This window comes from Mitsuaria sp. CC2 (genome assembly GCF_048957715.1).
Classification (GTDB): Bacteria; Pseudomonadota; Gammaproteobacteria; order Burkholderiales; family Burkholderiaceae_C; genus Roseateles.
Map to the genome: position 1 here is coordinate 107,199 of NZ_JARVXN010000033.1, position 21,504 is coordinate 128,702.

The 21,504-nt window shown below is 69.0% G+C and carries 18 protein-coding genes and 1 pseudogene; 9 read left to right on the plus strand and 10 right to left on the minus strand.

Translation table 11 applies throughout. The features are described 5' to 3' along the window. Positions 1-105: 105 nt before the first annotated feature. The 3 genes from PV762_RS21955 to PV762_RS21965 all read right to left on the minus strand — a co-directional run bounded on the left by PV762_RS21955 (position 106) and on the right by PV762_RS21965 (position 3,395). The gene (locus PV762_RS21955) at positions 106-468 is read right to left on the minus strand and encodes a 5-carboxymethyl-2-hydroxymuconate Delta-isomerase (RefSeq protein WP_421037114.1); all 363 of its coding nucleotides are present in this window, start codon (positions 466-468) and stop codon (positions 106-108) included. An 81-nt stretch (positions 469-549) separates the two neighbouring features. Beyond that, positions 550-2,397, minus strand: coding sequence for a hypothetical protein (locus PV762_RS21960; RefSeq protein WP_421037115.1), 1,848 nt, complete (start codon positions 2,395-2,397; stop codon positions 550-552). Continuing rightward, complete coding sequence (locus tag PV762_RS21965; RefSeq protein WP_421037116.1) at positions 2,394-3,395, minus strand: DUF4124 domain-containing protein; 1,002 nt, start codon at positions 3,393-3,395, stop codon at positions 2,394-2,396. The genes PV762_RS21960 and PV762_RS21965 overlap by 4 nt, the downstream gene beginning before the upstream one ends. A gap of 205 nt (positions 3,396-3,600) precedes the next feature. On the opposite strand from PV762_RS21965, the gene trhA reads away from it, so the two are divergent. After that, positions 3,601-4,272, plus strand: a complete 672-nt coding sequence (trhA, locus tag PV762_RS21970) for a PAQR family membrane homeostasis protein TrhA (RefSeq protein WP_421037117.1) — start codon at positions 3,601-3,603, stop codon at positions 4,270-4,272. Positions 4,273-4,305: 33 nt separating this feature from the next. Here trhA and PV762_RS21975 read toward each other — a convergent pair whose 3' ends face one another. Both PV762_RS21975 and PV762_RS21980 read right to left on the minus strand, forming a co-directional pair. Continuing rightward, positions 4,306-4,446 carry a hypothetical protein gene (locus PV762_RS21975; protein ID WP_421037118.1) on the minus strand — a complete coding sequence of 47 codons (141 nt, stop codon included), beginning with the start codon at positions 4,444-4,446 and terminating at the stop codon, positions 4,306-4,308. Between the two features lie 60 nt (positions 4,447-4,506). Next, positions 4,507-6,792 (minus strand): hypothetical protein, encoded by a 2,286-nt coding sequence (locus PV762_RS21980; protein ID WP_421037119.1) that lies wholly within the window; start codon positions 6,790-6,792, stop codon positions 4,507-4,509. A 219-nt stretch (positions 6,793-7,011) separates the two neighbouring features. On the opposite strand from PV762_RS21980, the gene PV762_RS21985 reads away from it, so the two are divergent. From PV762_RS21985 to PV762_RS22010, 6 genes are all read left to right on the plus strand, one after another. Beyond that, on the plus strand, positions 7,012-7,821 hold the full coding sequence (locus tag PV762_RS21985; protein ID WP_421037120.1) for a hypothetical protein: 810 nt from the start codon (positions 7,012-7,014) through the stop codon (positions 7,819-7,821). Between the two features lie 109 nt (positions 7,822-7,930). Beyond that, positions 7,931-8,485: an ECF-type sigma factor gene (locus PV762_RS21990; protein ID WP_421037121.1), complete on the plus strand. Its 555-nt coding sequence runs from the start codon at positions 7,931-7,933 to the stop codon at positions 8,483-8,485. 22 nt (positions 8,486-8,507) lie between these two features. Then, entirely contained in the window at positions 8,508-11,513 is a 3,006-nt protein-coding gene (locus tag PV762_RS21995; protein ID WP_421037122.1) for a protein kinase domain-containing protein, read from the plus strand. Positions 11,514-11,592: 79 nt separating this feature from the next. Further along, on the plus strand, positions 11,593-12,279 hold the full coding sequence (locus PV762_RS22000) for a hypothetical protein (protein WP_421037123.1): 687 nt from the start codon (positions 11,593-11,595) through the stop codon (positions 12,277-12,279). Between the two features lie 578 nt (positions 12,280-12,857). After that, positions 12,858-15,191, plus strand: coding sequence for a hypothetical protein (locus PV762_RS22005; protein ID WP_421037124.1), 2,334 nt, complete (start codon positions 12,858-12,860; stop codon positions 15,189-15,191). A gap of 367 nt (positions 15,192-15,558) precedes the next feature. Beyond that, positions 15,559-15,915, plus strand: a complete 357-nt coding sequence (locus PV762_RS22010; RefSeq protein WP_421037125.1) for a ribonuclease E inhibitor RraB — start codon at positions 15,559-15,561, stop codon at positions 15,913-15,915. Positions 15,916-16,042: 127 nt separating this feature from the next. Here the strand turns inward: PV762_RS22010 and PV762_RS22015 are convergent, their stop codons facing one another. The 4 genes and pseudogenes from PV762_RS22015 to PV762_RS22030 all read right to left on the minus strand — a co-directional run bounded on the left by PV762_RS22015 (position 16,043) and on the right by PV762_RS22030 (position 19,254). Beyond that, positions 16,043-16,678, minus strand: a complete 636-nt coding sequence (locus PV762_RS22015) for a 2OG-Fe(II) oxygenase (protein ID WP_421037126.1) — start codon at positions 16,676-16,678, stop codon at positions 16,043-16,045. Between the two features lie 5 nt (positions 16,679-16,683). Then, positions 16,684-17,734: pseudogene (locus tag PV762_RS22020) on the minus strand (bifunctional transcriptional activator/DNA repair enzyme AdaA). Between the two features lie 101 nt (positions 17,735-17,835). Next, the gene (gene alkB / locus PV762_RS22025) at positions 17,836-18,486 is read right to left on the minus strand and encodes a DNA oxidative demethylase AlkB (RefSeq protein WP_421037127.1); all 651 of its coding nucleotides are present in this window, start codon (positions 18,484-18,486) and stop codon (positions 17,836-17,838) included. Positions 18,487-18,498: 12 nt separating this feature from the next. Beyond that, positions 18,499-19,254, minus strand: a complete 756-nt coding sequence (locus PV762_RS22030) for a 2OG-Fe(II) oxygenase (protein WP_421037285.1) — start codon at positions 19,252-19,254, stop codon at positions 18,499-18,501. Positions 19,255-19,411: 157 nt separating this feature from the next. On the opposite strand from PV762_RS22030, the gene PV762_RS22035 reads away from it, so the two are divergent. Next, entirely contained in the window at positions 19,412-19,582 is a 171-nt protein-coding gene (locus PV762_RS22035) for a hypothetical protein (protein ID WP_421037128.1), read from the plus strand. A gap of 7 nt (positions 19,583-19,589) precedes the next feature. Here PV762_RS22035 and PV762_RS22040 read toward each other — a convergent pair whose 3' ends face one another. Beyond that, complete coding sequence (locus tag PV762_RS22040) at positions 19,590-19,973, minus strand: DUF427 domain-containing protein (RefSeq protein WP_421037129.1); 384 nt, start codon at positions 19,971-19,973, stop codon at positions 19,590-19,592. Positions 19,974-20,273: 300 nt separating this feature from the next. Here PV762_RS22040 and PV762_RS22045 point away from each other — a divergent pair, with 300 nt between their 5' ends. Next, the gene (locus PV762_RS22045) at positions 20,274-21,503 is read left to right on the plus strand and encodes a hypothetical protein (protein WP_421037130.1); all 1,230 of its coding nucleotides are present in this window, start codon (positions 20,274-20,276) and stop codon (positions 21,501-21,503) included. Position 21,504 lies beyond the last annotated feature (1 nt).

Below are 21,504 nucleotides of genomic sequence, written 5' to 3' on the forward strand. Positions count from 1 at the left end.
GTGCTGCTGACCCAGCGCTACTTCGGATACGCGCATCCGTATGGATTGCGGTTCAAGCGGCAGGCATATCAGGCGTTGATGGCTCGCTAGGACGGCTGCATCGACTCACCCCGCGATGACCGCCTTCGCGTAGGTCTCGCGCTGGAGCTCCACGACATCGACAGACACCTGGATGTGAAGGCCCGGCGTGGCGGGGACGCAGGACACCAGCGCGCGCAGTGCGATCTCGCCCATTTCCCGCTTCGTGTCGTTGCTTCGCCCGGTCAGCACGGCCAGCGTGCCGGCCACGAACGCGCGGCCGCCCGCTTCCACGCCGACGAGGAACTGCTCCGCCCGGAACGCCCGGCTCTTGATGTCGATCTCTTCGAAGTGGCCCGATGCGGCGAGCGCAGCGTTCACCGCGGTGAGGCAGCGATTCGCGTCGAGGTCAGAGAGATTGGCGCTGTGATGCAGGGTGAAGTGAGGCAAGGCGGGCTCCAGGTTTTTCCCATGATAGGAGTCAGGCGCCGGAAGGCGTGCGGGTAGCGCCGCACGCCGACGCATGCCCCGTCAGGGTCCCCCGACCGAATAACTCGCCCCGTCATACCCGCTCTGGAACAGCGAGATGGGCCGTCCGGCCCAGCGCGCGACCTCGCGCTGCAGCGCGGAGAACTCCGGCCCTTCCTGCTTGTAGGCGTAGACCCGCCCGATCTTGAGCACGCGCGCGTCGCCGGCACCCTTCACGGTGGAATCGTAGTACCCGCCGACCAGCACCGCCCCGAGCCGGGCGCCGGATTCGAGCTTGAGGTTCCACTGCACCGCCTCGTAGGAGCACAGCACCAGCACCACCGGACGCGCAGAGCGTCGCACCACCACGTCGACGCGACCGATGCTGCGCGACTGCCCGGGCTGGGCGATCTTCTCGCGTGCCTCGTAGATGCCGATGCCTTCGACCTGCGCCTCCCGCACCGCGGGCAGCAGGGGCGAACCGGCCTGCAGCGCGGGACTCTGGTCGATGCGCTGCTCTTCCGCCGCGGCCAGGGCCAGCTTGCGCTGGTTGACCTCGTCGAGCATGGCCGCCACGACCTCCCGGGCGGGGACCGGCGGCGAGGTCTCCAATTGCTCGGACAGCCACATCGTCGGATGCATGATGTGCGACAGCCGCTGGATGGCGGGGAAGTACCGGACGTGGCGCTGCGCCGCCGCCCCTTCCACGCGGGCCAGCGTCCCGTTGGCCGCATCGAAGAGGTAGTTGCCGTTGCGCGAGATCACGCCGCCCACGCCGCCCGGCATGGTCAGGTTGAGCACGAACTGGTCGCGGTTGGCCGTCGGGGCGGCGTTCTGCACCAGCACGGGCTCGAAGCTGGTCTCGCTGACGGCCAGGGTGTTCAGGTCCAGCCGGACCAGCTTGTGACTGCCCGCCAGCACCCACTCGTTACCGTCCGCCGAGAACTGTCCGGCGCCCGACGTCATCGACATCAGGCGCGCGTCGACACCGGGCTTTTCGGTCGCCAGGGTCAGCGTGAGACTGCCGTCCCGCTCGGACACGCCGTACTGGTACAGCCCCAAGAACGTCAGGACGTTGAAGCGGTCGGGATGTGCCGGCACCGGCAGCAGCATCTCGGACGAGGACTGACCGCTGTTCACGATGGGCGCCTGCTCCGCGCTGCGCAGGCTGATGAGGGAGGCCGGCTTGTTACTGGCGCTGCGCACGCCGAGGTAGTCCGCGCTCAGCCAATGGACGGATCGCGCATCGGCGATCTCCAGCAACGTGTCGCCGCCGTCGGTCGCGCGGATGCGCATCATGCCGCCCACGGCTTGCGCAAACAGCTGGCCGTTCGGCGACACGCTCACCTCGCTGCGCGCGCCGGCCTCCTTGAACGGGCTGCGGCTTCCGTCCAGGGCGACCAGCTCGATGCCTTCGGACGACGTCACCGCAACGACCGGCGCCCGGCCGGCGTCGCGGGACAGCGACGAGAGATCGCCCCGCAGCGTGATCGAGGGCGGAATGCCGCCGACCGCCACAGGCGCCTGCTGGAGCTTGAACCGCACGCGCTGCACACCGACCCAGCGCGACAGCGTCCGGTCGAATTCCGCAAAGCAGTTCCTGTTGCCGACGCCGGCTTTCACCTGCTCGTTGGAATGGCGCCAGCTCGGCATGAAGTCCGGACTGCAGGACAGCGCGCGGGCGCGCAAACGGGCGGTCCAGGCCTGGTTGAACGCAGCCAGGTCCGCGGACTTCGGTCCGAGCTGTTCGGCAAAGCGCTCACGGGCCTGACGGATGTCGATGCCGACGGGGATTGCCGCATTGATGCGGTCCTCCGCGCTGTCCAGGCGCTGCCTGACATCACAGCCGGAGAGCAGCAGGACCGGAAGGATCAGGGCCAGGGCCAGGGCCCCGCGGCGAAGGACAGTCATGGGGCGGCCTTGTAGGTCAGCTGCGCGCGGGCGGTCGCCGTCTCGTAGGTCCAGATGTGCGTCACGCTGGCCTTGCGGACATTGACGATCGCGATCACGCCGCCGCGTGCCGCCAGGGTGATCCCCGACGCATGGGGCACGCGGTCGAAGGTGCCCCGCAGGCCCGGCAGCACATCCACGAGCGGTCGCACCTGCCGGATGTCACCCTGGTCGTTGAAGGTGACGAGCTGTGCATCCTTGGAGAAGCCGACGTAGGTCCCGGTCATTTCGTCGAAGGCCAGGCCGATCAAGTCCAGGTTCTTCAGCGAGCGGGCATCCAACCACGTGTGATTGCGTGTGTCGTAGCGATGGAAGTAGCCCTCGCCGCCGTGAGAGGCAATGCCCAGCACGCCTTTGCGCGTGTCCCAGGCCAGACCGGAGGCCCAGGACAGTGCGGGCAGCCGGCTGGGCGGCGTGAGTTCCTGCACCGGACCGCCGAAGCCCTTGGGCATCCAGGCCAGCGTTCCGCCGTTGCCCTTCAGGGTGTAGGCCTCCGAACCGTTCTCGCTGACCACGGCGGGCAGCGCCGCGTCCTCGACGATGGAGCCGCCGCGCACGGTGCCGTCGAATCGCCGACCACCTTCGGGGCCGCTGTTCGTCCATCGCTGGCGACTGCCGGTGACGCTCAGCAGCTCGAACTTGAGGCTGACGCGGGGCACTTCGGCAAACACCGGCCGTGCGGGTGCCCGGTTTGAAGCCGCGCCGGGCGCCGGCTTTCTGCCGTCGCCAAGGACGAAGGCCGGATCGTCCGCGTCCCAATCGTCGACTTGGCCGTCCTCCTGCCTGCTGCCCCGCTGCTGGCTCGCGGAGCCCGCCCTTCCCTTGGACGCGCCCGCTTCGGGCAAGGTTCGGGCAGCGCTGGCATCGGGACACGGACTCTCCTGGTACGAGACCTTGCCCGATGGATCGGTGCATCGATGGACGGCCGCCTCGGCCGGAATGCAGGCGAGCGCGAGCATCAGCGGCAAAGCGGCCGCCGTAAAGATGTGTTGTTTCATTCCTCCCCTTCCGTGCGCTCTTCAAGGCTCTGCCTGACTGCAGAGGGACACCGGGTGTCCATCGGAACGCCGCTACTTGATCGGTTCTTGTGATTTCATTCTATGTGCGAGAAGCGCTCAGCAAATCGCTGGCATGCTCCGGCTGTCAGACCCTACGACCTGCTCCATGACGCACCGTCCCCTCCTCGTCGACCGCCCGCAGACCCTGGGCGAAGAGATCGCCAACGCCATCAGCCACGGGCTGGGCGCGCTGCTGGCCATCGCCGCCCTGCCCATCCTCGTGATCCGCGCGATGAACCACGGCGAGCCCGCGGACGTCGCGGCGGCGGCCGTTTTCGCCTGCTCCGGCATCCTGCTCTACGGCATCTCCACGCTGTACCACGCCCTGCCCGCCAGGCTGGCCAACGGCCGCCTGAAGGCCTGGCTGATGCGGCTGGACCACGCCGCCATCTACGTCTTCATCGCCGGCAGCTACACGCCCTTCACCCTGGGCGTGCTGCACTCGGGTCCGGGCGTGACGCTGCTGATCGCGGTCTGGGCCGCGGCCGCCTTCGGCGTGACCATCAAGCTCCTCAACCGGCTGCGGCATCCGCTGGTGTCGACGGGGCTCTACCTTGCCATGGGCTGGGTGGTGGTCTTCGCCATCGGGCCGCTGATCGAGCGCACCCCGGCGCCGGGCCTTGCGCTGCTGGTCGCCGGCGGCCTCAGCTACACGCTGGGCGCGGTCGTCTTCCTGCTCGACAACAAGCTGCGCTACGCCCACTTCGTCTGGCACCTGTTCGTGCTGGGCGGCAGCGTCTGCCATTTCTTTGCGGCGCTGCTCTACGCGTATGCGTGAGGACGAGGCCCGGTGATCAGCACCGCGGGTCGCTCACGCGGCCGCTGTTGCAGCCCCCAGCTCGAATCGCAGTGAAGTTCCCAGCGCCACGCTCGCACGCGCCAGGGTGGCAAGCGTCACGCCGGTGTCTCTTTCATCCAGCAGGCGGTTCACGACCATACGGCTCGTGTGCATGCGCGCCGCCATCTCGGTGGTTGGTCGCGTCCTCGGAGCCACAGCGGCTTGCGTGCCTGATCACGGCAGCGTCACCCGGATCAACTGCCGCCCCGACATCATCACCAGCTGCTTCACGCCGACGGCGTTGAAGGCCCAGCTCGCATCCAGGCCGATGCGCGGATCGCTGCCCATGTCCACCTGGTCGGCCGCCGGGATCAGCGTCGAGAGTGCGCCGGTGGCCGGATCGACGATCGCCAGGTCGCCGCCCGCCGTCAGGACATAGACGTTGCCCGCGGGGTCCACGGTCAGCCGCCGGCCCTTCGCGGGCAAGGTGCTGACCGTGCCGTCCGGCGCGATGCGGCGTACCGACGGCGTGTCGCCGCGTCCGCTGTCGAGCAGCCAGATCGTGCCATCCGGGCCCATGCCCAGATCCATCGGCATCGTGAAGCGCGCCGTCGCGCGGTCCCCATCCGCCGTGCCGCGCTCGCCCATGACGCCGGCGAAGGTGCTCACGGTGCCGGACACATCGATGCGACGGATCGCGTTGTTCAGCGAATCGGAGGCATAGAGATCACCGCTCGCCGCGCGCGCCAGGCCCGTGATGCTCCTGAACTTCGCCGTCGCGCCGGGACCGTCCGCCGCGCCCTGCCCCACGCCGGACGTGTCGCCGTAGAACGTTGGCGAGCCCGCGATCGTGCGCGCCGTGTTCGTCGCATCAATGCTCCGGATCGTCGAGACGTCGGAGAAGAAGATGCGCCCCGTCGGATCCACGACCATCGTCTTGGTCACGTCTACCCCGTCGGCCTCGCTGCCGGTGCCGTCGATGGTCGCCTCGCCGCTCAGGCCGATCACGGGCGTCACGGCGCCGCTGGGTGAAATGCGCCGCACGCCGACACGGGTGCCGACGACGAGACTGCCGTCCGGTGCCTGCGCCACGGACACGTCGCTGGTGAAGTGGCCCTGCTCGCCCTCGGTGGAGCCGTCGGGGAACCAGCCGAACGGCAGCTGGCTGAGCACGCCGGTGCCTTGCGTGTGGTTGCTGAAACCGTAGATGTAGCTCTTGGCCAAGGTGGTGACCCAGCCGTCCGGGGCCACCCGTCGCACCGCGCCGAGCATGAAGTTGGTCTCGGTGATCAGCAGGCCGCCGTCGGGCATCGCCACCAGCCCGCCACCGTTGAAGCCCGTCTCGATGCCGGCCTTCCCGCGCGGACCGTCCCGCGGCTGGATCGTGCCGAGCGAGCCGAAGGTGCCCGCCGTGCCCGCCATCGTCGTGACGGCGCCCGTGGCGGTATCGATGCGGCGCACCAGCCCGGCGCCGTCGCGCAGGTAGAGCGTGCCGTCGGACAGCGCCAGGTGCTCGGGCGTGATGATGGTGGCGGCCATGCCCGTGCCGTCCATCGCCGACGACTGGGTCGAGCTCCCGTTCCCCGCCAGCGTGCTCACCATGCCCGCCGCGTTGCCGTTGCGCGCGATGCGGCGGATGTGGCCGTCGAAGTCGGCCACATAGACCGTGCCGTCGGTGTCGACCGCGATTCCGGACGGATGGTTGAATTTCGCCAGATTGGGGGCGTCGTCCTTGTAGCCCGGCGACCCGGGAATGCCGGCATAGGTGGTGACGACCCCGGCGGTCGTGACGCGGCGGATCACCTGGTTGCTACGGTCCGCCACGTAGAGATCGCCGTCGGGACCCATCGCGATGCCGCTCGGCAGGTAGAACCGCGCCGCGCTGCCCGTGCCCTCGGCACTGCCGTACTGGCCGGGAGATCCCGCGAGCGTCGTCACCGTGCCGTCCGGCGCGATGCGGCGGATGACATAGCTGTAGCGCTCGGTGACATAGAGCGTGCCGTCGGGAGCGGCCGTGATGCCGTACGGGTTGTTGAATCGCGCGGCGTCGCCCTTGCCGTCGACCGTGGTGCCGGACTGGTCGCGGACCTGGCCGGCGACCGGTGTGATCGACTGGAGATCCGCCGACATCCGCAGGATGGCGTTGCCCGAGGCGAAGGCGTAGCTGCCCGAGGCCTCCCGCACGATGCCGCGCGAGAACGACAGCGGCGCCGGTTGCCGCAGCCCCATGACGGCGACAGGCGACAGCACGCTGATCGCCGGGTTGGGCGGTGTCACCGCCGGCGGCGTCACAACGGGTGGCGTCACGACCGGTGGTGTCACAACCGGCGGTGTCGCGACGGGCGGTGTCACGACCGGCGGGTTCCCGACGGGCGGCACCGTCGGCGCGGGGTCTGCGGGAAACGCCGGCTCGCCGCCTCCGCCGCAGCCGGAGAGGAAGGCGGCGACCAGGGCGCCGACACCGGCGATCACGACGGCGCGGACGCGTCGTTCCATCGGGAACCAGGAAGCACGGGACATGGCGACTCCATGAAGAGGAGAAAGGAGCGCTGCGCGGTCGCAGCGCCTGCTACCCCACTGAACGAAGTCCCGGACATGCGCCGGACAGGGGAAGGACCTCAGCGGGCGTTTTCCGTGTCCCCTGCTTGAGGTTCCCGGCCGCTGTCCAGGCCGGACCGCCCATCTCGTTCAACTGGGCAGGACGACGTGATTCCTCCCGTCGTCCCCAAGGGGAGCGCGATGGACGAGTTGTTCAAGGGCCTGCTGACCGCGGGCACCGTGTTGCTGGTGATGACGGCGGCGCGTCACGGCGGCCGGCGGGTGGCAGGTCTTGTCGCCGCGCTGCCGACCATCACGGCGCCGACGCTGGCCTGGCTGGCGCACGACGAGGGCATGCCCTTCGCGATCAGCGCCGCGATCGGCAGCGTGGCCGCCTGCGCGATGCTGGCGGTCTTCGCGCTGGGGTACGCGCGCGCCGCGCGTCATGGCGGCGCCGCCGTCGCACTGCTCTGCGGACTGGGCGGCGCGCTGGTCATGGCCGTCCCCGCCAAGGCGGCCAGCAGCCACCTGCCCGGGGCCCTGGTGCTGGCGCTCGTCAGTTGCGCCCTCACCTTCGTCGCGATGCCCAGACTCGGTGCGGCGGGCCCGGGGAGGATTCGCCACCGTCCGGTCTTCTGTTCGATGTGGCTGATCGCGGCCATGGCCGGACTGCTCACCGCCGTCGCGACGCTCATCGGCCCGACCCTGGGCGGCTTCGCCGCCGGGCTGCTCTCCTCGCTGCCGCTGATCACCGGCCCGGTCGCCATGGCCGAACACGCCCAGGGCGGCCACCGCGCCGCCGCGCACTTCCTGCGCGGCTACGTCGGCGGGCTTTTCGGCAAGGCCGCTTTCGGCACCGTGTTCGTGCTGCTGGCGCCCCGCGCGGGGGCCGTGGCAGCCTTGTCCCTCGCCTGCGCCTGCGCGTGCCTGCTGTCGACCGTACGGCTACGCCTGCCGCCGCTGCCGGGCGTCGGCCTGCCGCCCCTGCGCACCTCACGGTCGACGGAGTGACACCAGATGACACAAGCCTGTCGGGACTTGGGGACGCGCGGGAGTCCGGACCGCCTTGAACGCGCGCTACCATCGCCGCCACCAACCTCGTTTTGGACGGAAGCACGGCATGGGGGAAGTGACGCAGTTGATCGGACGGGCGCGCGACGGCGACCGCGAGGCCTTCGACAGGATCTTCGAGCTGCTCTATCCCGAGCTGCGGCAGGTGGCCCACCGGCGACTCTCGCGCGGCACCGGCGACGACCTGATGGCGACGACGGCCCTCGTCAACGAGTGCTACCTCAAGTTCCTGCAGCGCGAGACGCTGACGCCCTCGGACCGGGCCCACTTCCTGGCCTACGCGGCCACGGTGATGCGATCGATCATCGTCGACGCCGCACGCCACGCGAAGACCGACCGCCGCGGCGGCGATGCCGAGCAGGTGACGCTGAACTCCGAACTGATCGGCGCCCTGCCCGCGGCCTCCGACGAGATCCTGGCCGTGCACGCCGCGCTGGAGGATCTCGGCCGCGTCGACGAGCGGCTGGGCCGCGTGGTCGAGATGCGCTACTTCGGCGGCCTGGAAGACGAGGAGATCGCCGAGGCGCTGGGCCTGTCCGCGCGCACCGTGCGCCGGGACTGGGACAAGGCCCGGCTGCTGCTCGCGCACGCGCTGCGCGACTGACGATGACGGACGGGACGTCGGCATGACCGCCCTCTCCCGATTCGAAGGCGACTGGCCCGCGATCAGCGCGCTGCTGGACGAGGCGCTCAACCTCTCGCCCACCGCGCGCAAGGCCTGGCTCGAAGGCCTGATCGGCGAACACGCCGTGCATCGCGAAACACTGCGCACCCTGCTCGCGCATCAGGCCGAGGTCGAGACCGACGCCTTCCTCGACACGCTGCCGCGGCTCTTCGCGCCGGGCGGTCCTGGAGGGTCCGATGGGCTCGGTGGGCGGGGTGGGCCGGGCGACCTGGCCTTGCCGTTCGACGGCATCCTGCCGGGCAGCAAGGTCGGCGCCTACCGGCTGATCGAGGAGATCGGCCGCGGCGGCATGGGCACCGTGTGGCTGGCGGAACGGGCGGACGGACTGATGACGCGCCGCGTCGCGCTGAAGCTGCCGCGCATCGTCTGGGGCGACAGCCTCGCGGAGCGGATGGACAGGGAACGGGAGATCCTGGAGACCCTGGCGCACGAACACATCGCGCGCCTGTACGACGCCGGCATCGACGCGCTCGGCCGGCCGTTTCTCGCGATGGAATTCGTCGACGGCGTGCCGATCGACGCGTACTGCCGCAGCCACGGGCTGTCGCTGCGCGAGCGCGTCGCGCTGCTGCTGCAGGTGATGGCGGCGGTGGGGCATGCGCACGGACGGCTCGTCGTCCATCGCGACCTGAAGCCGAGCAACATCCTCGTGACGCGGGATGCGCAGGTGAAGCTGCTGGACTTCGGCATCGCCAAGCTGCTCGAAGGCGACAGCACGATGCGCACCGCGTTGACCGAGTTCTCGGGCCGCGCGCTGACGCTGGACTATGCGAGCCCCGAGCAGATCCGCGGCGATCCGCTGGGCACGGCCAGCGACGTCTACAGCATGAGCGTGGTGGCCTATGAGGTGCTCGCGGGCGTGGGCCCGTACCGCCTCAAGCGGGGCAGCGCGGCCGAGCTCGAAGAAGTGATCGCCGCGGCGGAGATTCCCTTGGCGAGCAGCATCGGCAGCGCCGCGGGCAGCGTGGCCACGGACACCGCTGACATCGCGAGTGCCAGCGCAGATCGCGCGCTGCGCCGGCAACTGCGTGGCGACCTCGACGCGATCCTGAATCACGCGCTGAAGAAATCCCCCGGCGATCGCTATCCGACGATGGAGGCCTTCGCGCAGGACCTGCGCCGCTGGCTGGACGGCGAGCCGGTGCAGGCAAGGCCCGACGGCTGGGCGTATCGCATGGCCAAGCTCGTGCGGCGACACCGCCTGCCGGTGGCAGCGGGCGCCGTCGCCACGCTGGCGCTGATAGGCGGCGCTTCGGTCGCGTTGTGGCAGGCACACCAGGCGGGGCTGCAGACGCAACGCGCGCAGGCCGAAGCCGCCACCGCGCGCGCCGTGCAGGGCTTCCTGGAAGGGGTGTTCCGCGCGAACTCGGCGGACCAGGCCGACCCGGCCAAGGCGCGCGACACGACCGCGCGCGAACTGCTGGACCGCGGCGCCGAGCGCATCGATGCGGAACTCAAGGACGCGCCTGCGGCGCGGCTGCGACTGCTCACCGTGCTGGCCTCGATGTACCAGGACCTGGGCTTGAACGCGCGAGAGGTCGACCTTCAGCGCGAGCGCCTCACCGTGGCGCGCGGGTTGCACGGTCCGACCAGCGACGAGGCGGTACTCGCGATGGCGGCGCTGGCCAACGCGCTGGCGCTCGACACCAAGCGCGAGGAAGCCGCCGCGCAGTTGAAGGAGGCCACGGCCATCCTGGACGCGCGGCAGGACGCGAACTCGCCGACGCGGCTGCAGGTGGAGATCGGACAGGCCTCGCTGAACCGGCGCGCCAAGCCGGAAGTGGCGATGGCATTCGCCGAACGCGCTTTGACGATCGCGCGGAGCGGCAACAACAACGCCGACCTGTTGCTCGTGCTGCGCATCCTCGGCGACGCCGCCCTGTTCAACAAGTCCTTCGAGCGCGCGGAGCGCGCGTATGCGGAGGCCGTCCAACTCTGCGAGGCGAACCCGCCGCTGGGCGCGGGCGATCTGTCGCTGATCTACGGATTCCTCGGTCATGCGCAGCGCGCGCTGGGTCGATACGCCCAGGCCGAAACCAGCCTGCGCAAAGGCATGGAAGCGGAAGTCGCGCGCAACGCCAACGCCGTCCGCGTGGCGGAGACGCAGACGCATTACGCGATCTTCCTCAACCAGGCCGGGCGTTTCCGGGACAGCCTGACGACGCTCGCGCCGGCATGGCGCTGGAGCGAGACCGCCGCAGTCGATCTTCCGCAAAGGCGCTGGGTGCGGGCGTGGCAGGCACGTGCGCTCGCAAGCTACGGTCACACGCAGGCCGCACTGGCCGTCAGCGCCGACGACGTCTCGGTGCTCGGGACGCCCCACCCGCCCGACGGCATGGACGAGCAGGCCCTGACGGACCGCGCGCTGGCGCTGACGAGCTTGGGGCGGCTGTCTGAAGCGCACACCTTGCTCGAACGCCAGCGACAGGCGATCCCCGCCGGCAAGCCACCAGGCCGGCTCTACAGCCTCGCGCTGCGCCGCTGGCAGGTGCGGAGCGGTCAGGCGCGGGAAGCGCTCGCGGGTCTCCAGGCTCAGCGCGCGACGAGGAAACTGCCGCCCGCTCCTGCGGCGGGCGAGCCCGTGGTGGAGCAGGCCGAATCCGCCTGGCTCGAACTCAACGCCGGCCATGCGGAAGTCGCGGAGGCGCAGGCGCGACAAACGCTCGGCGCGATCCGGAACGGCGGCAACGCCGACTACCAGCGCGACCATGAGGCCACCGCCATGCTGGTGCTGGGTCAGGCCTTGCTTCAACAGCAGAAGGCGTCCGAGGCGGAACCGGTGCTGCAGGAGGCCGTGCGACTGCACCAGCGGATCTACGACCCGGCGATGAGCCCCGCGGTGGCGGAAGCGCTCAGCGCATTGGCGCAGGTGCAGCGTCAACAGGTGCAGCGCCAGCAGGCGCAGGGCCAGCAGGTGCAGGGCCAGCAGGAACAAACGCCGCGATGAAGCGCGGCGATGTCCGCTTCCGCATCGGGATCTCGTAATCAGGGATAGGCGGGCGACGGCGCTCGCGGCGGAGATCCCGATGCGCGTTGCGATCCCTTGGCCCGAAGCCTGGCGGCCGTTGCCCTGCGCCGTGGCCACCTCGGCGGCGTATGCCGCGTTGTACACCTTGTCCAACCACGTCACCAGTTGGCGGAGCGATATCGGCGCGGGCGTGTTCGCGTGGGAACGCGGCATTCCCTTCGTCGGCTGGACGGTGGTGCCTTATCTCTCGATCTGCGTCTTCTTCGCGCTGTCGTTCTTCATCGACGCGGACGCCGGGCGCCTTCGACGTCACGTGCTGCGGCTGCTCCTCGTGCTGTTCGTGTCGGTGCTCTGCTACGCCGCGTTCCCGCTGCGCTTCACTTTCGAGCGGCCGCCGACCGAGGGCGCGATCGGTCTGATGTTCGATCTGCTCGGCCATTGCGACATGCCCTACAACCGCGCCCCGTCGCTGCACATCGGCGTGCTGGTGCTGCTGTGGGCGCGCTTCGCGCCGCTGCTGCGCGGCGCGTGGGCAGTGGGGCTTCACGGGTGGTTCGCGCTGATCGGGGTCTCGGTGCTGACGACGTATCAGCACCATGTGCTGGATGTGCCGGCGGGCGCGGCGCTCGGCATCGCGGCAATCGTGCTCACGATGCGGCCGCGGCGTGCGACGCATTCGACGCGAGCATCCTCCACTGCACAGCGTGCAGCAGGCCGGGCTGCCGGCGAGACCGCCCGCGCCTAACTCTTGAGAGGTAGCGCGTCTCGTCGCGCTTACCGTTGTTTGCAGCTCTTGCCTCTACTCGTCGGAGGCGCGGTCATCGAGCGGAAAAAAATGAAATCAATCCAGACAAACTTCCGCGAGAGACGAACATGCAGGATCCCTTCAGTCCGAGCTTGGGCAAGCGCCAGGCTGCGTCGACGACGATCGCGCTGGCCTTCACCGTGCTGCTGAGCGCCTGCGGCGGTGGGGACACCCCAAGCCCGTCCAAGGATCCGACCGATACGCACGGGGCCGCGCCAGCGCCCTCGCCTGCGCCATCCCCAGTACCTGCGCCGGGACCAGCGCCCGCCCCCAGCCCCGCACCGGAACCCTCGCCGGCTCCGTCGCCAGCGCCGAGCCCCGCGCCAGCACCTGGACCTGCGCCAGCACCTGGACCTGCGCCCGCTCCGGGCCCTGCGCCGGCACCCTCTCCTGCTCCGGCCCCGACACTCACCTTCCCCATCGAAGTCCTTGGCGCCGGCGCACCCGATGCACCGACCGTCGTCGGCGCCGAGCTGTCGCTCGATGCCGCTTCACTCGCGACCGCGACGCAGCTGGTGGTGCGCTGCCACCGCTGCGGCTTCTACAACTCGCCGGAGTTCGAGGCGCTCATCAAGCCGCTGACCGGCATCGCCGGCAGCCTGCGCGTGGTCGGCGCCGCCAACGCCGACAACACCAGCGCGGCGGCCTGGATCCCCATCAGCGACACCGGCGTGCAGCTCGACGACATCGAGCGCGCGCACGGCGGCGTCAACGGCGGGCTGCTGACGATCCGCTTCCGCATGCCGCTCGACAGCACCGCGCGGGCGCGTCTGGTCGCGAGTCCCGCCACCAACCGCATCGAGTTCCGCTTCAACGGCACCGACGGCAACTCCAACGGCTTCCGCATCCTCGACCTGCAGCTCCAGGACGCGAGCGGCCGCAACCTCGCGACCAACCCGCGCCGCTGGGCCGACATCGCGGCCGAGAAGACCGCGGGCCGCACCTGGACCGCCGATGCCGACGCGGGCAAGACGCTCTGGAACGCCTCCGGCGTGCTGCTGAAGTCGCCGGTGGTCAACACCAGGATGCGCGCGGCCTGCGCGTCGTGCCATGCGGCCACGGGGCGCGATCTGCAGTACTTCAATTATTCCGACCACTCGATCGTCCAACGCTCGCGCTTCCACGGCCTGAGCGAGACGCAAGGCAAGCAGATCGCCGCCTACCTGCGCGCCGCGCTGACGCAGGTCCCGCATGTGCCGCAGGCGGCGCCGTGGAATCCGCCGTACCAGCCGGGACCGGGACTCGACAGCAAGCCGATCGTCGAATGGGCAGCCGGCGCCGGCATCGACGCGGTACTACCGGACGCGAAGTCCTTCGTCAACGTCTTCGCCGGCAAGGCGGCCAACACGACCACCGCGGTGACGCAGGCCGAACTCGACGCCGCGATGGACCCGAGCCCGGGCAAGGTGCTGAACACGCGCGAGATGCCGATCCCGCTGCAGTTGCCCGACTGGAACGCCTGGTTGCCGATCACGCATCCGCTGGACATCTGGACGCCGGACGCGGGCCAGAGCCAGGGCCTGTTCGAAACCCAGGGCGACACCGGCTCCAACCCGATCAAGGTGGTCAAGCGCATCGCCGACTGGCTCGCGGCCAACAGGAATCCGAACGGCGTGTACGGCGACTGGAGCCACCTCACGGCCGACCAGCGCGAACGTGCGCAGTACTGGCTGACCGACCCGGGCATGCGCATCCTCGACTTCGTCGGCGGCGGTCGCGGCAGCCGCGTGTCGTCCAACCCGTCGCAGCCCTTCGGCGCGGAGATCGGCGGACGCAAGCTGCAGGCCTTGCTGTCGTCGTCGACGCAGTCCTCGGCGACGGCGCTGTATCCGAACGCGAAGGCCGGCTACAGCAAGGAGGCCTTCATCGAGCGCGCCATGTTCGGGATGATCCATTGGATGGGCGTCAAGCAGTGGGAGCTGGCGCACGAATTCGGACTGGAGAATTCGACAGCCTCGTTCCGCGGCAAGAAGGACGCGAGCGGCAAGTGGGTCGGCGAAGGCGAGAAACGCGGCTGGCCCTTCAGCTGGCCGAGCGTCTTCTACATGGCGCCGCACATGCTCTACGTCGACGAGCAGACGGCGCAGGGCAAGCGCGAGTTCTACTTCTCCTGGGAGCCGCGGCTGACTTCGTACTACCGGACCAATCAGTGGTACCAGTTGCAGATGACGATGAACCCGGGCTGGACCGGCGCGTCGGAGGGTCCGATGGACTGGCCGTACCACATGGGTTTCACGACGGCGGTGGTGGACGACCTGATGACCGCGAAGGCGCCTTCGCAGGTCTCGGCGTCGCATCTGGCGCGCTACTTCCAGGTACGGACCAAGCTGGCGCAGCTCGCCAACACCAGCCTGTCCTTCAACAAGCCTGATCCGGCCGCACCGACGGATCTGTTCCGCAACGAGGGGCATCGCAGCCGCGCCTCGCTGGCGATCCACAAGCTGGGCGTCGGCGAGGTGGTCGACCGCGGCCCTGAGAGCTGGGAGAAGTCGCGCTTCAGGCTGCTGGACGACGTGACACCGGGGCTGCATCTGATGTTCATCAACAGCTCGATGTCGCTCTACAACACGATGTACGCGACCACGACCTACGAGCAATGGCGTCGATGCGATCCGAACGCGCTCTTCGGCAGCGAGCCCGAGATCAAGTCAGGCTTCCGGTTCTGCCTCGACGCGAAGCGCACGCCGCTGCCGTTGAACGGCAAAGGCCAGCCGCATCTCGTCGGCGGATGGGTGGACTGGACCAGTGAGCAGTACATCACCTGGAGCGTGATCTCGGCGCGCAATCACGGCGCCGAAGCCCAACGCCTGAAGACCTTCTCCGACTGGTCCGGACGGATGTGGAAGGAGTGAGCAAGGCCCGCGTTTCTCCACGCGGATCACTCCAGCCTGGCGTCGATGCGGACGATCTTCCCGTCCGCGTTGATGTCCAGTTCAAGGATCCCGATCTCGTGGCCGAAGTCCCCTGTGAAATCGACGCGGGCTCGGCCTCTCCGAGGACCCAGGGGATCGCGCTAGGCGAGGCACCCACAGTGACGGTCGTCCCGCTGTCTTCGGGAGGCCTACGGCAAGTGTCGACCCCTCGATGGACGGCGGCCTGCGGATTGAAGCGCCCGCGCTCTCGGCGACAAATTCGGCGTGGCATTGCGTCGTGGGATGATCGAGCAACGCTGCCTCAAAGCCTCGCTGATGGCACTCCCCGAGTCAATCCCTTCCGCCCATGCCGACCTCTCCCGACCTCCTCGCCCGACTCAGCAACAACGACGACCCCGATGCCAAGGTGCTGTCGAAAATGGTGGCCTTGGGCGCTGATCTGTCGCAGCCGCACTTCCCCCATTTCGCATTCGATGCGAAGGAAGAAGCGTCCGCGATGGCGGTCGCCGAGTCGCTGGCCCAACTCGATTTCGACGTCCAGATCTTCGGCCCGCAGGACGACGCGCCCACCTGGCAGGTGGTCGCGACGCGTCGGATGGTCCCCGACCTCGATGAGCTGATGGCACTGACCGTGCAATTCGAGATGCTCGCGAAGACGCACGGCGTGGTCTACGACGGTTGGGGGGCGGAGATCGTCGAGTGATGCGAGGGGTGAGCCAGACCGGCATCGTCCATAAAAAAGGGAGGAGCCGAAGCTCCTCTTTGTCCAGGGCGGCCTGTTGGAGGCCGGACCAGCAGAAGTGGTCTGCCTGCCGTGGCAACGCGACGCCTCACTGGGCGTCGTCGAGAAGCAGTTCCAAGCCGATCCGCTCGCCGCTGCGCACGCGGCTGATCGCGTGCTTCAGGCTCACCCGGTAGTAGCCCTTGGCGCCCTTGTGCGGGCGATGCGCCACAGCGATGACGCCCAGGTCGCCGCGCCGGAGCGGCAGCACGATGGGCCGCGATTGCATGCGCGGTCGCTGCTCGGTCAGGACGAATTCGCCGCCGTTGAAGTCCGTTCCCGGCTCGTTGAGCACGGCCACAAGCTGCAGGGGAAATGCGTGCGCGCGCTCGCCGTACTGGTGGAGCGCTTCATGCTCATCGACACGCAGTCGCGTGAAGATCGGAGGGATGCGATCGTCGGACACGCCGCGGACATGCGCCGTCCACTGGTCGAGCGTGGCCGGGTACCTGTCCGCGACATCGCGCACCGCGTGCCAATGGTTGGCAGTCGGAACGAGGCGCTCGTAGAGGTGCTTCCGCAGATCCTCGATCACGCCGAGACGCGTCGTCTCCCACGCGCTGCTCAACGACAGCAGCTCAGCGATCAGGCCGTCGTCCAACACGCCGGGAAGGACGGCGCAGCCCTCCTCGTTCAGTTGCGCTTCAATGCTCGGCCAGTCCAAACGATCGATGGCGCGTTCCACGCTCGTCACTGCACGCCCTGCCCGGCTTCACGCAACAGCAGTTCGCGCTTGCGATCGACGCCCCAGCGGTAGCCGGACAACTCCCCATTGCGACGCACCACGCGATGGCAGGGAATGGCGACCGCCAGCGGATTCGCACCGCAGGCTTGGGCGACGGCACGCACCGCCTTCGGCTGGCCGATGCGCGCCGCGACCTGCGCGTAGCTGACGGTCGCGCCGGGAGGGATCTCCCGCAGCGCCTGCCAGACCCGTTCCTGGAAGGCCGTGCCCTGCACGTCCAGCGGCAGGTTCAGACCGAGCGACGGCGCCTCGATGAAACTGATCCTGGAGATCCTCAACCAGTGGCTCGGGATCGTCGTCCATCAGGATGGCGCAGATGCCGACCTGGCTCTGCGCCACCAGGATCGCGCCCAGCGAGCACTGCGCCACCGCGAACCGGATCTGCATGTTGGGCCCGCCGGCGCGGTACGCCCGCGCCTGCATGCCGAGCATGTTGTCCGCCTCGGCGTAGAAGCGGCTATTGGAGTTGAAACCGGCGTCGTAGATGGCAGTCGTCACCTTCGCGCCCTTCTGGCCCAGTTCCTGCCGCAGCTTGTTGGCTCGGAACGCGGACGCATAGCCCTTCGGGGTCAGCCCCGTCTCTGCCTTGAAGATGCGATGGAAGTGGAACGGGCTCATGCCCGCTTCATCGGCCAGTTCATCGAGGCTGGGTGGTGTTTCCGCGCGCTCGATCATCCGGCAGGCCTTCGCGATCGCCGCCGCGTGCTGTCTGGCCATCGCGGTCCGATCGCCGGACGGGCGCTGACTGGCGCGGTAGCCGGCGGCCTCCGCAGCCTGCTCGTTGGCGAAGAACTCGACGTTCTCGCGCTTGGGCAACCGGGCAGACGCACTCGGTCTGCAATAGATGCCGGTCGTGCGGACACCGTAGACGAAGTGCCCATCGGCGCGGGCATCGCGCGCCTGGACGGCCGCCCAACGCTGAGCGTCGTCCGCATAGTTCCCGTCGACCGAGGCACTTTCGCTGTCTTCCGGGAGACGGTTCTGGGTGGTGTTCATGGTGTTCACGGTGTTCAATGCTGTGGACGCAGTGTCGGAAAGCGCCTGATCGCAGGCACCTCGTTTCTTGCGATCGAATTCGTTGGCAGGCGGTCGGCTGCTCACCCCGCCTTGCGGAACGTCAGGTTGATCCGCTGGCTGCCGAGCTCGGCATGTGGGCTGTCCTTCAACGCCATGACGCCGTGATAGCGCAGCCGATCCTCGGCTCCCCACACGACCACGTCGCCGTGGAACAGGGGCACCTTTGCGGTCGCGTCGTCGCGTCGCAGGCCGCCGAACAGGAACACCGCCGGCATGCCCAGCGACACGGACACGATGGGTGCGCCGAGGTCCCGCTCGTCCTTGTCCTGATGCAGACTCAGCTTCGCGCCGGGCGCATAGCGGTTGATCAGGCAGGCATCGGGCTCGAAGGCGTCGAAGTCCGCCGCCGCTGCGGCATCGTGCGCGAGGCGCCTGAATATCTCCGGCATGGCCGGCCACGGCAAACCCGTCTCGGGATCGATCGCCGCGTATCGATAACCGCGCCGGTCCGAGGTCCAGCCCAGCGCGCCGCAGTTGGTCATCGCGACAGACATGGTGTAGCCGCCAGGGGTCACGAGATGCCGGAACGCTGCGTTCCGCGCCACCTCGTCGACCGCCCTCAGCAGCTCGCCGGCGACAGGTCTTGCGAATCCCCGCAGCAGGCACGCACGTGGCCCCAGCTGATGGACGCCGTCCATCTCCGTGTCGTCGAACAGTGCCCGTGTGCTCACGCTGTCACCTCTTCACCTTGCATCGTGGAAGATCAAACCCACCGTATGACGTCGGCCGCTTCGAAGCCGACTGACGCCGTGACGCAGGGCCACGGTGCGAGTGTCTCCGCGCCGGCCCGGGACGGGGCGCTGGTTCACGGCGAACACGAGCGCGTCGCCCTGCGTGAGCGGAACAACCTCCGCGGTCTGATGCGCCGAACGTGTCTCGGTCATCACGAATTCTCCGCCGTCGAAATCTTCGCCCGGTCGCGACAGCAGGATCGCGACCTGCAGCGGGAACACGTGCTCGCCGTAGAGATCCTGATGAAGACAGTTGTAGTCGCCTTCACCGTACTGGAGGATCAGCGGCGTCGGACGCGTCTGCCCGGCGCGATGGCATCGCTCCAGGAATTCCGGCAGCGCTTCCGGATAACGCACGTCGATCCCGAGCCGCTGGTTCCAGCGATTGGCGATGGGCACCAGCTTCGGATACAGCGCGTGGCGCAGATCGTTCAACAGCGGCGGCAGCGGATAGGCGAAGTACTTGTACTCGCCGCGACCGAATCCGTGGCGGGCCATCACGACCTTGGACCGGAAGCCAGCGTCCTGCGAATACAGCGCGGCCAGTTGCCGGCATTGCGTGGCCGACAGCAGGCCCGGAAGAACGGCATTGCCCCTCGCGTCGAGCGATCGCTCGACGTCGGCCCACGCTCGCGGATCGGAGCAGAAGTCCGGATTGGGATTCGGATCGGGGCTCTCGCGAGCGCTGGCGACAGCGACATCGGTCATCTCAGTTCCTTCAGATCGAATGGGATGAACCCAGTCTAGGAACGCCAGGGAATCCAGAAACTCTGATCCTTGCGATCGAATTCGGATCGCATCGGCATGGCGAAGTCGGACGTGGGTCGCCGAGGCGCCGTTCTGCACCGCGTGGGAACACAGCGACATGCAGGTCCGCGCCTCCGCGGACCTCGCCGTCATCCGCTACCGCGCGCGACTGAGCTTCCCGTCGGGGAAGGTCGTCGACTGCTGGCACATGGACGTCTACGAGCGCCGTGCGACCGGCTGGATGGCCGTGTGGTCGAAGGCAACGGCCGTGCCGTCGCCGTCGGCCTGACGCCGCCTCACGGCAGGCTGCTCACCACGATCTCATCCGACTTCGACTCGTCGAACGCCATGCGTTCCTTCAGGCCTTCGTGCTCGTCGTAGGGCGTCTCGTAGGACCACACGGCGTCGTTGGCGCTGTGGTCGCCGACCTCGACATCGAAGTAACTCGCCTTGCCCTTGAACGGGCATTCGGTCGAGGTCTCCGTCCGTTTCAGCCGATCCTGTCGCACATCCCCGCGCGGGAAGTAGAAGCGCGGCGGGTGGCCGTCCTCGTCGACGCGCACCACGTCGCGCGAGTCCGCGATCGTCTGACCGGCGAACACGGCGATCATGCGTTCGCCGACCTGGCTCTCCCTCACGTGGTGCTCGGGATGTAAACGATGGCCGGGGGACTTGCTCATGACGAACCTCGATGAAAGTGGCGGAGGAAACCGTCACCGAGCAATCGGCATGCCGCATCCCGTCACACCGTCATCAGACCGGGCGGACGACATTGATGACTGCGACGGCGGCTCCGTCTGCTGCACGACCTGCGGCGGCTGCACCGGCTCGGTCCCGAACGAACCGACTTTCGCTCCCGAGGCGCACGCCGACGCGGAAAGCGAAGCGCGATTCGCCGCCGGAGGGCGTTTTCCCAGGGCGATCGACTCGCTACGTCGTGGCACGGTGCTTGCGAAAGAGGAGGCAAGGAGCACCGCCCCATGTCGCATCCCCTGGTCGACTACAGCCCCGAGACCGAGGCTCAGGAAAGCATCCCGCCGGGACCGCTGGCTGCCGTCGCGCAGCGCACGCCCGCCTCGGCCGGCGTGTTCAACGAAGGCCAGGTGCTGGAGCTCGCCGCGCAGCTGCTGGAGGCGCGCACCGCGCCCGCGCTGACCGCAGGCATCCATCGCCTGATCGAGCGCAGCGCCCGCCAGCTCGGCACGTCCGTCGATCCGGCCGCGGCGCAGGCGCTGCTGGGCGCGCTCGGCCGGGCCGCCCTCCGCGTCCTGCCCTGCGCCGCCTGCCCCCGCGGCAACCAGCCCGTCGCCGCCGCGACGCGCGCCGCCGGCCTCGAGCTCGAAGGCCTCAGCCCCGAGGACAAGGAGTTCGAGCTCGCCCGCAATTTCGTACGCCTGTCCGCCGATGCCGTTCGCCGTCTCGCCGCCTCCGCGGCCCGTCCGTCATCGACCGCCCCGCGCCCGGCCGCGCAAGCCGCATTCGTCCTGGCCGCGCGCCATCACGCGCCCGGCCTGCTGTCCTCACCCCCTCTCAATCAGGAGCCCACCATGCACGACCTCGATCGCACCCAGATGGAATACGAGAACGAGCAGTTCGAATACGGAGAGAACGAATGGTCGACGGAATCCGGCGCCTTCAGCGAAGCTGAAGAAATGGAGCTCGCCAACGAGCTGCTGTCCGTGACCAACGAAGGCGAGCTCGACCGCTTCCTGGGCAATCTGCTCAGCCGTGCGACCCAGGCGATCGGCAACTTCGCGCGATCCCCCGCCGGTCAGGCCGTCGGCGGCGTGCTCAAGGGCGTCGCGAAGAAGGCGCTGCCCATGGCCGGCACCGCCCTCGGCTCCTACTTCGGCGGACCGCTGGGCGCCAGGATCGGCAGCGGCCTGGCCAACGCAGCCAGCAATGCGCTCGGGCTCGAAGCCGAGATGGCCGGCGAGGACCGCGAGTTTGAAGGCGCCAAGCAGTTCGTGCGCCTGGCCGCACAGACCGCCGCGCAGGCAGCCTCCGCGCCACCGAATGCGGACCCGCGCGCGGTCGCCCAGCAGGCCGCCGTGGCCGCCGCCAGGCAACTGGCGCCGGGTCTGCTCACCGGCGGTGCTTCGGCCGGTGGCGTCGGCGCGAACACCCCGTCGACCGCCTCACGTCCGGGCGCCGCCGCCAGCGGCCGCTGGGTGCGCCGCGGCCATCGCATCGTCATCTACGGCGCGTGAA

Bases quoted from the DNA above. Each gene is read 5' to 3' on its own strand.
- PV762_RS21980 (WP_421037119.1), bottom strand. From the start codon at position 6,792: ATGTCCCGTGCTTCCTGGTTCCCGATGGAACGACGCGTCCGCGCCGTC.
- PV762_RS21995 (WP_421037122.1), top strand. From the start codon at position 8,508: ATGACCGCCCTCTCCCGATTCGAAGGCGACTGGCCCGCGATCAGCGCG.
- PV762_RS21985 (WP_421037120.1), top strand. From the start codon at position 7,012: ATGGACGAGTTGTTCAAGGGCCTGCTGACCGCGGGCACCGTGTTGCTG.
- PV762_RS21960 (WP_421037115.1), bottom strand. From the start codon at position 2,397: ATGACTGTCCTTCGCCGCGGGGCCCTGGCCCTGGCCCTGATCCTTCCG.
- PV762_RS22010 (WP_421037125.1), top strand. From the start codon at position 15,559: ATGCCGACCTCTCCCGACCTCCTCGCCCGACTCAGCAACAACGACGAC.
- PV762_RS22030 (WP_421037285.1), bottom strand. From the start codon at position 19,254: ATGACCGATGTCGCTGTCGCCAGCGCTCGCGAGAGCCCCGATCCGAAT.
- PV762_RS22040 (WP_421037129.1), bottom strand. From the start codon at position 19,973: ATGAGCAAGTCCCCCGGCCATCGTTTACATCCCGAGCACCACGTGAGG.
- PV762_RS22045 (WP_421037130.1), top strand. From the start codon at position 20,274: ATGTCGCATCCCCTGGTCGACTACAGCCCCGAGACCGAGGCTCAGGAA.
- PV762_RS22000 (WP_421037123.1), top strand. From the start codon at position 11,593: ATGCGCGTTGCGATCCCTTGGCCCGAAGCCTGGCGGCCGTTGCCCTGC.
- PV762_RS21990 (WP_421037121.1), top strand. From the start codon at position 7,931: ATGGGGGAAGTGACGCAGTTGATCGGACGGGCGCGCGACGGCGACCGC.
- PV762_RS21965 (WP_421037116.1), bottom strand. From the start codon at position 3,395: ATGCTCGCGCTCGCCTGCATTCCGGCCGAGGCGGCCGTCCATCGATGC.
- trhA (WP_421037117.1), top strand. From the start codon at position 3,601: ATGACGCACCGTCCCCTCCTCGTCGACCGCCCGCAGACCCTGGGCGAA.
- PV762_RS21975 (WP_421037118.1), bottom strand. From the start codon at position 4,446: ATGCACACGAGCCGTATGGTCGTGAACCGCCTGCTGGATGAAAGAGAC.
- PV762_RS22035 (WP_421037128.1), top strand. From the start codon at position 19,412: ATGCAGGTCCGCGCCTCCGCGGACCTCGCCGTCATCCGCTACCGCGCG.